The sequence below is a fragment of the Kineosporia succinea genome (assembly GCF_030811555.1).
In the GTDB taxonomy this organism is placed as follows: domain Bacteria; phylum Actinomycetota; class Actinomycetes; order Actinomycetales; family Kineosporiaceae; genus Kineosporia; species Kineosporia succinea.
The window spans coordinates 5,774,303-5,787,579 of record NZ_JAUSQZ010000001.1 but is presented as its reverse complement, the minus strand read 5'-3'; the positions used below and the strand labels follow the sequence as shown (position 1 = coordinate 5,787,579).

Annotated in this window: 10 protein-coding genes; 3 read left to right on the top strand and 7 right to left on the bottom strand. The window is 72.5% G+C overall.

Annotation, left to right across the window (positions count from 1 at the left end; translation table 11 throughout):
- The first annotated feature begins 418 nt into the window (after positions 1–418).
- Positions 419–1,300 carry an aldo/keto reductase gene (locus J2S57_RS25090; protein ID WP_307247269.1) on the top strand — a complete coding sequence of 294 codons (882 nt, stop codon included), beginning with the start codon at positions 419–421 and terminating at the stop codon, positions 1,298–1,300.
- Between the two features lie 56 nt (positions 1,301–1,356).
- Here the strand turns inward: J2S57_RS25090 and J2S57_RS25085 are convergent, their stop codons facing one another.
- Positions 1,357–1,668 carry a DUF7455 domain-containing protein gene (locus tag J2S57_RS25085; RefSeq protein ID WP_307247267.1) on the bottom strand — a complete coding sequence of 104 codons (312 nt, stop codon included), beginning with the start codon at positions 1,666–1,668 and terminating at the stop codon, positions 1,357–1,359.
- A 311-nt stretch (positions 1,669–1,979) separates the two neighbouring features.
- On the opposite strand from J2S57_RS25085, the gene J2S57_RS25080 reads away from it, so the two are divergent.
- A complete protein-coding gene (locus tag J2S57_RS25080; protein WP_307247265.1) occupies positions 1,980–3,590 on the top strand; it encodes an FUSC family protein in 1,611 nt (536 codons plus the stop codon).
- 25 nt (positions 3,591–3,615) lie between these two features.
- On the opposite strand, the gene J2S57_RS25075 is transcribed toward J2S57_RS25080, so the two are convergent.
- A complete protein-coding gene (locus tag J2S57_RS25075) occupies positions 3,616–4,878 on the bottom strand; it encodes an ABC transporter substrate-binding protein (RefSeq protein WP_307247263.1) in 1,263 nt (420 codons plus the stop codon).
- The gene (locus J2S57_RS25070) at positions 4,862–7,606 is read right to left on the bottom strand and encodes a putative bifunctional diguanylate cyclase/phosphodiesterase (RefSeq protein WP_307247261.1); all 2,745 of its coding nucleotides are present in this window, start codon (positions 7,604–7,606) and stop codon (positions 4,862–4,864) included. The genes J2S57_RS25075 and J2S57_RS25070 overlap by 17 nt, the downstream gene beginning before the upstream one ends.
- Positions 7,607–7,953: 347 nt before the next feature.
- On the opposite strand from J2S57_RS25070, the gene J2S57_RS25065 reads away from it, so the two are divergent.
- Positions 7,954–9,504, top strand: a complete 1,551-nt coding sequence (locus J2S57_RS25065; protein WP_307247259.1) for an alpha-L-arabinofuranosidase B — start codon at positions 7,954–7,956, stop codon at positions 9,502–9,504.
- 94 nt (positions 9,505–9,598) lie between these two features.
- Here J2S57_RS25065 and J2S57_RS25060 read toward each other — a convergent pair whose 3' ends face one another.
- The 4 genes from J2S57_RS25060 to J2S57_RS25045 all read right to left on the bottom strand — a co-directional run bounded on the left by J2S57_RS25060 (position 9,599) and on the right by J2S57_RS25045 (position 13,219).
- Positions 9,599–10,474 (bottom strand): TolB family protein, encoded by an 876-nt coding sequence (locus tag J2S57_RS25060; protein ID WP_370882706.1) that lies wholly within the window; start codon positions 10,472–10,474, stop codon positions 9,599–9,601.
- Positions 10,471–10,932, bottom strand: a complete 462-nt coding sequence (locus J2S57_RS25055; RefSeq protein ID WP_307247255.1) for a heme-degrading domain-containing protein — start codon at positions 10,930–10,932, stop codon at positions 10,471–10,473. Before J2S57_RS25055 ends, J2S57_RS25060 begins: the two co-directional genes overlap by 4 nt.
- Entirely contained in the window at positions 10,925–11,971 is a 1,047-nt protein-coding gene (locus tag J2S57_RS25050; RefSeq protein WP_307247253.1) for a Gfo/Idh/MocA family protein, read from the bottom strand. The genes J2S57_RS25055 and J2S57_RS25050 overlap by 8 nt, the downstream gene beginning before the upstream one ends.
- A gap of 204 nt (positions 11,972–12,175) precedes the next feature.
- Entirely contained in the window at positions 12,176–13,219 is a 1,044-nt protein-coding gene (locus J2S57_RS25045; RefSeq protein ID WP_307247251.1) for a LacI family DNA-binding transcriptional regulator, read from the bottom strand.
- Positions 13,220–13,277 lie beyond the last annotated feature (58 nt).

Genomic DNA, 13,277 nt, shown 5'->3' with positions numbered 1-13,277 from the left:
CGGCGGGCTGACGACCTGCTCGAGGAGGTGCCCGTGCGCGATACGCCCCCGCACCCAGGCGGTGCTGTGGGAGTGGGAGCGGAGATCCATGGCGGTCACCGTAAGGCCAATGGTCCCGGTATTCAACCTCCTCCGAGCACGACACGGCGATGTTTCAGGTCTGTAAAAACCGTGGTGCCAACCGATTCCGATCCGGCTTCACCGGTCGGGACCTGAGGCCCGGATTGAGCCGAACGGCCGGTGCGACAACCACCCAAAGGCGAATTGTCAGCATCGGCGCCGGAATCGGCTCGGCCGGTGCGGGGATCGCGCCGCGGCGGCCGGATGGACCGCCGGTCCGCCGGGGCTGGTATTCCGGGCCCGGGGGGGTAATGCTCTTCCCTCCTGCGCGGCTGTGACCAGGGCTAGCGTGACGAGCATGAAGCTCACTCTGAACAACGGTGTGACGATGCCGGCCCTCGGCCTGGGCGTGTACCAGAGCGCCCCGGCCGAGACCGCCGACGCGGTGCGCACCGCCCTGCAGACCGGCTACCGGCACATCGACACGGCCGCCGCCTACGGCAACGAGCGGCAGGTCGGCGAGGGCATCCGCGCCTCCGGGGTCGACCGGTCGGAGATCTTCGTCGAGACCAAGATCTGGGTCAGCGACTACGGATTCGACGCCACGCTGCACGGCTTCGACAAGGCCGTGGGCAAGCTCGGGATCGAGCAGCTCGACCTGCTGATCCTGCACCAGCCCGCCACCGACCGGTTCGAGGCGACGGTGGACGCCTACCGGGCCCTGGAGCGCCTGCTCGCCGAGGGGAAGGTGCGCGCGATCGGCGTCAGCAACTTCCGGCCCCCGCACCTGGAGGACCTGATGGCCCGCACCGAGATCGTGCCGGCCGTGAACCAGGTCGAGCTGCACCCGTACTTCGTGCAGCCCGCGCTGCAGAAGATGCACGCGTCGCTGGGGATCGTGACGCAGGCCTGGTCACCGATCGGCGGGATCACGTTCTACCCGGGCTGGGCGCCAGACCGGGTCAACGTCATGGAAGACCCGGCGCTGACCACGATCGCCGGGCGCCACGGCAAGTCGGTGGCGCAGGTCATGCTGCGCTGGCACCTGCAGCAGGGCCGCTCGGCGATCCCGAAGTCGGTCAACCCGGGCCGGATCGCCGAGAACTTCGCGGTCTTCGACTTCGAGCTGACGGACGCGGAACTGGAAGCGATCGACGCCCTCGACCGCGACAAGCGCAACGGGCCCGACCCGGACGTGCCGCGGGCGGAGATGTTCGACCGGGTGATCCCCGAGGCCTAGACGGTGGAACCGGGTCGTGCGGGCCCTCCCCGGGAGCGCCCGCACGACCGGCAGGATCAGGCGGAGGCGCCCGGCTTGGTGTTCTGCTGCAGCACCTGCGAGTCGTCGCGGATCACGGCGCCGCGCTCGACCAGGCTGGCTTCGAAGGCGTGACCGTGGTGCGCGCAGAACAGCAGCGAGTTGCCGCTGGGGAAGAGCGCGGTCACGTACGCCTGGGCGCCGCAGGCCACCCGCGGGTTGGCACTGCCCGACCCGTCACGGATCGTGGTCGTGGTCGCGTCGCAGCGGTCGGCCGCCGTCAGGGCCGGGATCTCGTCGAAGGCAGACGAAGCGGTGCGGGCCTGCATCTCGGGAGCGATGGCGGTCACAGGTGGTACCTCATTTCCTTCGGGTGCTGGCAACAACTGGCCGGCACGGACCGAGTATTCCTTCGGCCGCCCGCCCGGTCACACCAGGCAACCATGCCGCCGTTCGGGACGAAGACGCAGGTACGCGCCGTGAGTTTCACCCGTTGGGAGCCGACCCTCCGTGACCGGGCGGTGGCGCAGATCACCTCCGCCGATCACCCTGAGCGCCTCCCGCTCCGGACGTCCACGACGGTCGGCCACGTCGGTTACCGTTCCGGTGACACCACCCGTCCCTCATCGCGGAGGCCCGAACCGCGAAAGGGGACGCCCTCATGCCCGTCGGAGCCGCCGCCCGGGGAGCCGCCGCGCTCACCCTGCCCCTGCTGCTGGGCGTCTGGACCGGCTCGACCACCCTGGCCGTGATCGCCGCCGTCGGCGCGCTGTGGGGCGTCGGCCAGGACGGCGCCGACCCCTACCGAGCCCGCTCGCACCGCCTGCTCGCACTGGCCGCGGCCGCCGCGGCCGGCCTGCTCGCCGGCGAACTGGCGCTGCGCACCGGGCACGGGGCCGTGGTCGCGGTCTGCCTGGTGGCCGCCGGTTTCGTCTCGGGTCTGGTCAGCCCCTACGGACGCGTGGCCTCCGTGGGCGGGATGCACTTCCTTCTCGGGGCGGTCATCGGCAGCGGCATCCCGGTCCCCGGCCCGTTCTGGCAGGCCCCGCTGGCCCTGTCCGCCGGGACCCTGCTGGTGCTGGCCATGTCCGTGACCCCGTGGCTGTGGGCCCGCCACGAGATCGAGAAGGCCGCGGTGCGCGCCGTGTACCGCAGCGCCGCACGGGCCCTGCAGAGCGCGGGCACCCCCGGCGCCGAGGACGCCCGCCGCCACCTGAGCGAGGCCCTCGACCACGCCCACGAAGTGATGGCACCCCACCTGGCCCACGGCAGCCGCTCCGGGCCGGACTCCGGGACCGGGCGACTGGTGCGGGCTTTCCACCTGGCCGTGCCGCTGGGCGAGGCGGTGACGACCCTGCTGTGGGAAGGCCATCCGCTCACCCCCGAGGTCACCGGCGCGCCCCGGCGCATGGAGCAGCGCCTCTTCTCCGGGACCGAGGCCCTGCCCGCCACCCCGCACTTCGCCCCCGGCACCCCGGGCGAACGCGCCCTGGCCACCGTCTGCGTGGCCAGCGGCACCGGACCGGTGGCCGACGTCCCCCTGCAGACCCCCGCCCGCCCGTGGGCGACCCGCGCCGCCCACCTGCGCTACGCGTCCCTGCTCGCGCTCTGCGTCCTGATCACCCAGCTGATCGCGACCGCCACCGACGCACCCCGCGGCTACTGGCTGCCGATGACCGTCGCCTTCGTCTACAAACCGGACTTCGGGCCGGTGTTCAGCCGCAGCCTGCACCGCTGCCTGGGCACCGTGGCGGGCGTGGCCGCCATCGGCGCCGTGGTGCTGGTGACCGACGCACGATGGGCCCTGATCGCCGCGGTCGCGGTCTTCGGCGCCCTGATGGCCGTCGGCGTGCGCCACCACTACGCCGTCGCCACGACCGGGCTGACCGGCGTGGTCTTCGTGCTGCTGGACCTGCTCGGCGACCACCGAGCCCTGTACCTGCCACGCATCCTCGACACCGCGATCGCGGCCGTGGTGGTGCTGGCCGTGCACTTCGTGTTCTGGCCCCGCTCGGCCTCCGACCGGGCACAGGCCCAGACCGGGGCCGCGCTCGCCGCCGCCGAGCGCTACCGGGCCCTGGCGCCCGAAGCCCCGCCGGCCCAGCGGCACGCGCTGCGGAGGGCGGCCTACCAGCAGCTCGGCGAGGCCCGCCGGGCCACCGCCCAGGCCCGCCGCGAACCCACCGGGGCGCTGCCCGCGCAGTGGGAGGAGACGATCACGGCGGCCGAGCAGATGTGCGACGCGGTGACGGCGAAAGCCCTGCCGCGCTGAGCCTTCCCGCGCCCGGGACCCGGCCCTACCCCGCGAGCGCCTTCGCGGTCCGCCGACCGGCCGAGACCGCGTCCGCCCAGGCCGATTCCGGGTTCTTGCCGCCCTCGACGTTCGACAGCTCGGTGTAGTACGAGGAGGCGATGTCGGAGTTGCCGGGCGCGTCGTACACGTCGGGCAGGTTCTCGGCGGCGGGCCCGAAGACCTCGATCGTCGACTGCCCGCCGTAGAAGCCCTGCCCCGACGTCAGCCCGGGCAGCGAGTAGGCCTGGGTCACGGCCGGGAAGACCGCGGCGTCGGTGAAGGCCCGGCTCTCGTTCTCCGGCGACAGGATCGCCGTGATGCACGCGAACGCCACGTCCGGGTTGCGGCACGTCGCGGGCAGCGTCAGGTACGAGCCGCCGATGTTGCCCGGCCCGCCGGGACACGCTGCCACACGCCACGTCCCGGACGTCCCGGGGGCCGCGCCGGCGATGTCCAGGCCGTTCCAGGCCGGCCCCAGATGACCGGTGAGCACCCCGTCGCTCAGCGCCGCGCCGAACGCCGCGTCCGCGTAGATGCCCGCCTGCAGCCCCTCGGCGATCGCCCGCACGGCCAGGTGCCAGGCCCGGCGCACCCCGCCGCCGTCACCGGTGAACTCACCCGAGCGGGCCAGGAACGTCTCCGGCTCCTGCGACAGCGCGACCCCGAACACGTCGTGCGAGTTCCGCACCGCGAACGTGCCCGGCAGCCGGTTCTTCAGCCGGCGCGCGGCCTCGAACCAGCCCTCCCAGGTGGACATCTCACGGGCGAGCGACGCCACCGACGTCGGCAGCCCGGCCTGCCCCCACAGGTCCGAGCGCAGGAACAGCGCGGTCGGGCCGAGGTCGATGGGCAGCCCGACCTGCTTGCCCCCGGGCGTGGTCGCCTGGGCGTACTTGGCCGCCACGAACGAGCCCGCGACGTCCCGCGCCCCCAGCTCGTTCAGGTCGAGGAAGTACTTGGCCAGGGTCAGGAACGTGGGCATGTCCTCCCCCTTGACCCCGGTGATGTCGGGCACCCCGTGGCCCGACGACAGCGTCGTGGTCAGGCGCTGGCCGAAGTCACCGGGCACCACCGTGGCCGTGATCAGCGCCCTCGGCCGCAGCCCCGCCAGCACACTGCCGACCACCGGCTCCGACAGCGCGCCGTCCCAGTACCAGAACGCCAGCCGGTCGCCGGAGCCACGCCCGGCCGAACGGCTCCCGGCCGCACACCCTGCCAGCAGGGCGGCCGACCCTCCGGTCACGAACGCTCTACGCGTGAGACTCACGGCGGGCTCCCTCGGGGGCTCGGGGGACGGGGACGTGCACATCGGGTGAGATGAGCTGCGCCGGAAGGCGTTCCACGGCCTCCGGCGCCAGCGGGCGGGAGAACAGGTACCCCTGCGCCTCCTCACAGCCGTCCGCGCGCACCCGGGCCAGCTGCTCGCCGGTCTCGATGCCCTCGGCGACCACCCGCAGGTCGAACGTGTGCGCGGCCCGGGCGATCAGCGTCGCCAGCTGGTGGTGCCCCGGGTCGTCCGAGCCGATGAAACTGCGGTCGATCTTGAGGATGTCGGCCGGGGTGTCGGCCAGCGCACTGATCGAGGTGAACCCGGTGCCGAAGTCGTCGATCGCCACCCGCACCCCCTCGGCCCGCAGGATCCGCAGGTGCTCACGGGCCCGGGGGTCGTCGGTGAGCACCGTCTCGGTGATCTCGACGACCAGCAGCGCCGGCGCGAGACCACTGGCGCTCAGGGCGTCGCGCACGTCGTCGAGCACACGGTGATCGGTGAGGTGACGGCCCGACACGTTGACCGCGATCGAGGCACCCCGCCAGCCCGCGGCCTGCGCGGTGGCCTCGTGCAGCACCCACCGGCCCAGGTCACACACGAAGCTCGAGGCCTCGGCGGCCGCGATGAACACGTCCGGGCGCACCGGCCCCACCCCCGGCCGGTCCCAGCGGGCCAGGGCCTCGTAACCGGTCACCGTCCCCGTGCGCAGGTCGACCACCGGCTGGTAGTGCAGGTGCAGCTCCCCCGCCTCCAGCCCGGCCCGCAACGCGACCTCCAGCGCGGCCCGCTCCGTGATCTCGGCCCGCAGGTCGTCGTCGAAGATCTCGACCCGCCCGCGCCCCAGCCGTTTCGCCCGGTAGGCAGCCATGTCGGCCTCGGCCAGCAGACTGTCGGCGGTACTGCCCGGTGACGACACCGCCACCCCGACACTGGCCCCGATCCGCACCTGCCGCACCGTCGTCCCGCCCACGTCCAGCGGCCCCGAGAAACTGATCGCACCGATCAGCCGCCGCCCCAGCTCCATCAGAGCCGCCGCGTCGTGGGCGCCCTCCACCGTGACCACGAACTCGTCCCCACCGAACCGGCCCACCCCGTCCGCCGGCCGCAACGCCCCCGTCAGCCGGGCCGCGACCTCGCACAGCACCTGGTCACCGACCGCGTGCCCGTGGGTGTCGTTGACCAGCTTGAACCCGTCCAGGTCGATGAACAGCACCCCGGTCCGCGCCGGAGGCTCACCCGCCAGCAGCTGCGACAACGTGGCCAGGATCTGCGCCCGGTTCGCCAGACCGGTCAGCGCGTCGTGCGTGGCCTGGTGCGCGAGCTCGTCCTGCAACGCCTCCCGGGCACGAAAACTCTCCACGATCTGCTCCACCGAGGCGTGCACCACGTCCCCCAGCGGACCCGGCAGCGGCTTCTGCCGCAGGGCCTCCTCGGCGTTGCCGTCCACGACCGCCCGGGCCTGCTCCTGCACCCGCCGCAGCCCCGCCACCGCCGCCGACAGCGCGTGCGCGGCCGTGCGCAGCTCCCGCGGCCCGCGCGGCGCCACGTCGACCAGGTTGCCCAGGCTCACCTGCCGGGCGCCGACCGCCAGCGAACGCATGGACGCGGTGAGCCAGCGGGCGATCAGGCCCGCGTTCGCGAGCGAGAGGAGAATCAGGGCCAGGCAGATCGCGAGCGTCGTGCGGCGGTGCCGCTCGGCCGCCGCGTGATCGTCACCGGAAGCGTCCGACACCTCCGCGACCGCGTCCTGCAGCACCACCGCCAGCGCCTCGTCCCGGGCCCGGCTGCGCTCGCCGAGGGCGGGCAGTGCACCGGTCGGCAGCACCGCCGTCCCCGGGGACAGGGCCTGGCGGGTCATCAGGTCGGAGAACGCGGCCACGGCGGCGTCGTCGGTGTAGACGGCCCAGTCCTGGCGCACCGGCTCGGTGACGAAGTCGTCGGCCTGCTCGGCCAGTTTCGTGTAGGTGCCCCACGACGCGATCCATCCGCTCTGCGCGTGCAGCCGGTCCGCCGCGGGCAGCACACGGGAGGCGAACAGCTCACCGAGCTGACGGCTGGCCGCCTCGCTGAGTGCCAGCAGCTGGGTGAGGTCCTGCAACGACGCCACGCTGCGCGAGCCGAGCCCGGCCGAGACCGCCTCCGTGCCCGCCCAGCGCTGGCCGGCGGCCAGCCCGGAGGCGCCCCGCCCGAAGCCGCCGACGACCGCCACGAGTGGCTCACCGGTACCGTCGGCCGCCGCCCGGGCCGCCGTGACGGCCGTGAGGGCACGGGTCACGACCTGCTTCAGGTCCGGGTCGGTGGCCCCGGCCCGGGCCGCGTCGATCGCCCGGTCGGTCGCCTCGCGGGCCTGGGTCACCACCGCGGCCTGGGTCGCGCGCAGCGCACCGGCGCGGGCCGGGCTGAAACCGGCCGCGACGGCGAGGTCCTCGTCCTCCACCACGCGCATGAGCATCGTGGGCAGCACCTCGGCATCCACCGCGCGCCGGGCCCCGTCGAGCAGCTCCACCGCCGAGACCAGCCGCTGGGCGCGCAGCGCGCGGTCGGCCGCCCGGTCCGCGGCGTCGAAGAGCACGCCGCCCATCACCGTGGCGGCGAGCAGGGGCAGCACGGTCAGGACGGCCAGCGACTGCCAGACCGGTCGCCCCCGCTGACCGGACCAGGAGCCTCTCGCCCGGAGCCGACCGGGGCCCCAGGTCCGGGAGGCGGGCAGGTCACTCCCGCTCACCGGCGCACGCCGCCGGTGCCTGACCATCTCTTGATCGGCACGGGGTCTCCTCGGCAGCACCGCGGCGGAGGTTGAGAACCGGGCGGGAGCCTCACCCGGCCGCCGGGGAAGTGAACGTTCACCACCACGCCGGCCACCACGTCCTCCCGCTGAATGAAGCCGCACCACAGGGCGTGAGACCGCTGGACGCCATCTGCGCCGACATGACCGCCGTGCCCGAAATGTGAGCGTTACGATCGATCGGCCGCGGACCCCTGACACGACCGCGGCCGGTGCCGCTCCCGGCCGGGCGACGCCGGTGACTGCTGTCATTCCGATGCAATGCCGCACAGGAATGGATGCCGATCATGCGCTCACCACACCCCTGGCTCCGGGCCGCCCTCACCCTCGCCGCTCTCACCCTCGCCGCCCTCACCCAACCGGGCACCGTCGGCACGGCCGCCGCCGCCACCACCGGCCCGTGCGACCTCTACACCACGGGCGGCACCCCGTGCGTGGCCGCGCACAGCACCACCCGGGCCCTCTACGGCGCCTTCAACAGCGCTCTCTACCAGGTGAAACGGGCCTCCGACGGAGCCACCACCGACATCCGCCCGCTGGCCGCCGGGGGCGTCGCCAACGCCGCCGCGCAAGACTCCTTCTGCGCAAGCACCACCTGCCTGATCACGAAGATCTACGACCAGTCCGGACGCGGCAACCACCTCACACAGGCCCCTCCCGGTGGTTTCAGCGGCCCCGACGTCAACGGCTACGACAACCTGGCCGGGGCCGACGCCGCGCCGGTGACCGTCGGCGGGTCCCGGGCCTACGGCGTGTTCGTCTCTCCCGGAACGGGTTACCGCAACAACAGCACCAACGGCATCGCCACCGGCGACCAGCCCGAGGGCATGTACGCGGTGATCGACGGCACGCACTACAACGCCGGCTGCTGCTTCGACTACGGCAACGCGGAGACCAGCAGCCTCGACACCGGCAACGGCCACATGGAGGCCATCTACTTCGGCAACAGCACCGCTTGGGGATCCGGCGCCGGCAGCGGCCCGTGGATCATGGCCGACCTCGAGAACGGCCTGTTCAGCGGACAGTCCACCGGCAACAACGCGGCCGACCCGACCGTCACCCACCGCTTCACCACAGCTGTGCTGAAGGGCGAGGCGAACCACTGGGCGATCCGCGGCGGCAACGCCCAGTCCGGAGCGCTGTCAACGTATTACGACGGCGCCCGGCCCACGGTGTCCGGCTACAACCCCATGCACAAGGAGGGCGCGATCATCCTCGGCATCGGTGGTGACAACAGCGTCAGCGCCCAGGGCACCTTCTACGAGGGCGTCATGACCTCCGGCTACCCCACCGCCGCCACCGAGAACGCGGTGCAGGCCAACATCACCGCCGCCGGCTACCGGACCACCGCCATCACCGGTGGAACCAAACCCACGGTCGGATCGACGGTCTCACTGCGTGCGACCACGGCCGGGGCCACCGACCGCTACGTCTCGCACTCCGGTGCGACCGTGTCGCTGGCCCAGGTGAGCTCGGCGAGCTCGGCGGCGGCCCGGGCCCAGGCGACGTTCACCGTGCGCAACGGCCTGGCTGCCGGTGAGTGCGTGTCGTTCGAGTCCAGGGACACCCCCGGAAGCTACCTGCGGCACTCCGACTTCCAGGTCACGCTGGCCTCCGGCGCCGGCAACGCCCTGTTCAACCAGGACGCCACGTTCTGCCAGCAGACCGGGAAGAACGGTCAGGGCACCACGTTCCGGTCGTTCAACTACCGCACGCGAGACCTGCGGCACTACAACTACAACGCCTATATCGCGAGCAACGGCGGCACGCACACGTTCGACGCTGCGAACCTCTGGGCCGACGACGTGAGCTGGGTGGTCGCCGCCGGACTGGGCTGACGGACATCGCGGGAGCCGGAACGTGACCGGCTCCCGCCGTGCCCGGTCGTGACACCCTGCCCGGGCGGGGACGCTCCACGTCACCGCGCCCGGCTCAGGAGCCGAGCGGGTACTCCACGAACGCGAACGCCGATCCGTCGGGCGCCCAGCTGGGGACGTTGATCGTGCCCTGGCCACCGTGCAGCTTCACCAGCGTGGCCGGCCGGCCCCACGCCCCCACCTCGACCAGCCGCAGTTCCACCGGCAGGTCGGCCGGGTGACCGGTCGTGCCGGGTGGGTAGCTGAGGTAGGCCACCACGTCACCGGTGGGCGCGACGTGCGGGAACCAGTTGACCCGCTCGTCGGAGGTGAGCTGCTCGAGACCCGTCCCGTCGGGCCGGATCCGGGCCAGCTGGGCCTGCCCCGGGGTGAACTGCTCGGTGTTGAACAGGATCCACTCGCCGTCGGGTGTCCACTCGCACCCGTCGGCCGGGCCCGGGTGGGTGGTGACCGCGCGGTCGTCCTCGCCGTCGGTGCCGACGGTGTGGATCGTGGCCGAGGCCCACCAGTTGTCCCCCTCGGGAACCAGGCGCACGTAACCCAGGCGGGAGCCGTCCGGGCTGACCCCGTGCAGGAAGTGCATCCCACCGTCGTCTTTCGTGACCCGCTCGGCCGCCCCACCCGCGACCGGCACCCGCCAGATGTGCCGGTCGTCGCACGAGGCGTAAACCGTTGCGCCGTCGGGGCTCAGGACGTGGTCGTTGTTGACGTCGGGCAGGCCGGGGGTCTCGATCTCCTGGGGCCGCCCGGTGCCGTCGGCGGGCAGCAGCCAGAGCCTGCCGTCACCGTTCACCAGCAGCCGGCCGTCCGGGGTCCAGTTCGGGGCCTCGTACAGGCGGTCGGTGGCCTCGAAAACCTCTCTCAGCAGGCCGGAAGCGCGGTCCCAGACCCGGATCCGCGCGGTCTGCCCCGGCCGCAGCTCCCGGTTCAGCGGGTTTCCTTCAGGTACTCCCGCAGCCCGGCCACGATCAGGTCGTGGTCTTCCTGCGACGACAGACCCGACGCGGTCGCCGCCGCAACCACACCGGCGCCCCGCACCCGGATCGGGAAAGATCCTCCGGTGACGGCATACTCGGGGCCCAGCCAGCCGATCGCCGCCGCGTCGACCCCCGCCTCGCCGAGCCGCGCGTCCACCAAGGCACTGCTGGCCTCCAGGCGGAGCACCACGGCCGACTTGCGGCCGATCCAGACATCCTGGTCGGCGGTGATTCCCGGCGTGGCGGAACGGAACACGATCAGGCCCGGGCGGCGGATGTCGATCCCGACACCGTGCCCGGCCTCCTGCGCGATGCGGGTGATGATCGAGCCCAGCCGCCACGCGTCGTCGTGGTCGAAGGACTCGAGAACGAGCTCCTCCTCCTGCGCTTCGAGTTCCTGGATCTCAGCCACGGCCGGCTTCCTCGGCGATCTGGGCGCGGGCCTCGTCGATGGTCGCGAGAATGGAGACGGTCTCGTCCATGGTGTGCACCGGCGACTCCACGCGCCCCTCACCCACGAACCGGGCGAAAGCGGTGGCCTCCCAGGACAGCCCTTCGAACAGGGTGAGGCCGCTGGGGTCGCTCCAGCAGAGCTCCGGGTCGAAGTGCCCGGCGCCCACCAGGGTGAACGTGGTCGGCGTGTAGAAACCACGGTCGATGACGATGGACGCGTCGGTGCCGGCGATCGTGGCGGCCATCGGGGTGCGAGCCCGGATCGTACTGAAAAGAACCGACTGGCCGCCGTTGTCGTGCGAGAGGGTGAGGGTCGAGTACGCGTCGACCCCGGTCTCGGTCATCCCGCCGACCGCCGTGACGCGTTGCGGGGCCCCGAAGACCATCGAGGAGAACTGCACCGGGTAGATGCCGAGGTCGAGCAGCGCGCCACCGCCCGTATCAGGGCGGTACAGGCGGTGATTCGGGTCGAAGGCGATCGACTGGCCATGGTCGGCCAGCACCGCGCGCACGTCACCGAGCACCCCGTCGGCCAGGAGCCGCCGGATCACCGAGGTCTGCGGCAGGTAGCGCGACCACATGGCCTCCATCACCAGCACACCGGCGGCCTTCGCGGCCACGGCCAGCTGACGGGCCTCGTCGGCCGAGACGGCGATGGGCTTCTCGATCAGCACGTGCTTGCCCGCGGCGATCGCGGCCAGGCCGATGGCCAGGTGCTCGCTCTGCGGGGTGGCGACGTAGACGACGTCCACATCCGGATGTGTCAGCAGGGCCTCGGTCGAGCCGAACGCATGGGCGATGCCGTGCTCGGCGGCGAAAGCGCCCGACCGCTCGGCGTTCCGCGAGGTGACGGCCACCACCTGCTGCCGGGTGTGATCCTTCAGCGCCTTCGTGAACTCACCGGCGATCCAGCCCGGCCCGACGATGCCCCAGCGCAGCGAGGGCTCCCCGGAACCGGCGGCGTACAGCTCGGGTTCGGGCAGATGCTCAGGCAACATGTGCGTCTCCGCTTCGACGTCGTTGAGGAGGACCTCACTTGGCACGTTCTAAGTTGACCGCGGTTCGCACCTTAGCACGAGCTAAAATCCAATCGCGCTGCCCCCGAGCAGGGCGGAAATTGGCCGTTGTCTCCGGGGCGGTGATCACCGGCCGCACCGACGGACCAACTCCTGGACGAAATGCTGACCGGCAGCGCCCGGAGTTCAGCCGGCGGCCCGCACCGGGCCGGTGGACTTCCGCACCACGAGCTCGGTCTTCGTCGCCGTCACCCGGCGGGGCCGGCCGGGCTCGTCGAGCCGGTCGAGCACCGCGCGCAGGCCGGCCTCCACCGTCGCCTCCACGTTCTGCCGCACCGACGTCAGCTGGTGGTACGACAGCGCCGCCAGATAGCTGTCGTCGAAACCGATCACCGAGATCTCTTCGGGCACGGCCACTCCCGAGCGGGCGAAGACCCCCAGCATGCCGACGGCGCACTGGTCGCCCACACACACCACCGCGGTCGGCCGCTTCTCGCGCCGCAGCAGACACCGCGCCGCCTCGGCCCCTCCCTCCTCGGTGTAGTCGGCCTCCAGCACCCGGGCCTCCAGACCCGCTCCCGCCATGGCCGCGCGATAGGCGTCGGCGCGGTCGGCCCCCAGCCGACCCGCGAAAGCCCCCACGTACTCGATGTCGCGATGCCCCAGCCCGACCAGGTGCTCCACCGCCAGCCGCAGCCCCTCAACCTCGTCGACATGCACGTTGTCGACCGACTCGTCCTCGACCCACTCCCCCATCCACACCACCGGAACCAGCCCACGGGCCTCGGCCAGCGCGTCCGACGACGGGTCGGGGTTGAACGCGACCAGCGCCTCGACCCGCTCCTCCATCAGGGCGGCGACCACCGCGTCCGTCCCCCGCTCGGGAGTGATCGGACCCAGCACCAGGCCGAAACCCTCTTCGGCCGCCCGCACGAACAGCCGCTCGACCACCCGCACCTGGAACGGATGACGCATGCCGAACACCGCGCCGATCAGATGCGTGCGGTTCTGGCGCAGCAACCGGGCCGAGGCGTTGGGCCGGTACCCCAGCTCGCTGGCCGCGGCCAGGATCCGCTCACGCGACTCGGCGCTCGGGCCCGGCACGTCCCGCAGCACCAGGGAGACCAGCTGACGCGAGACCCCGACATGCTCGGCGATGTCGGCCATCGTCGGCATACGACCCGCTTTACCACCGCGGGGTGCGCGCTTCCCGTCCACGCCGGTCGTCATGCGCCCCAGTTTTGCACGTGCCGAAAGGGCGAATCCTGACCCGGGGCACCGAACCACG